General features: G+C 47.1%; 1 protein-coding gene. It reads right to left on the reverse strand.

The window, feature by feature from the left end; genetic code table 11:
• Nucleotides 1-276, reverse strand: a 276-nt coding sequence (locus tag JaK3_RS08820) for an AMP-binding protein (protein WP_150114251.1), incomplete at both ends; no start/stop codon positions are given.

A 276-nucleotide genomic window follows, 5' to 3' on the forward strand; every position in this document is an offset into this window, starting at 1 on the left:
TAAATCCAACTTCCCAGCAGGTGCAAGTGCAAGCTTCGCGCCATTTAAAAGAGCACCCCAGATTTCAAAGGTTGCTGCATCAAAAGCAATTGTTGCTAGTTGCAAGATGGTGTTGCTTGAATCAATTGAGCAATAAGAAGGTTGATATGCGAGGGCACAGACATTTGACTGGAGATTGCCCACCCCCTTCGGTGTTCCTGTACTGCCGGAGGTGTAGATCACATATGCAAGATGCTCAGGCAGTAATGGCCTAATGCGCTCGCTATTAGCAATGGT

Origin of the sequence: Polynucleobacter yangtzensis (assembly GCF_001595965.1) — a bacterium.
GTDB lineage: Bacteria > Pseudomonadota > Gammaproteobacteria > Burkholderiales > Burkholderiaceae > Polynucleobacter > Polynucleobacter yangtzensis.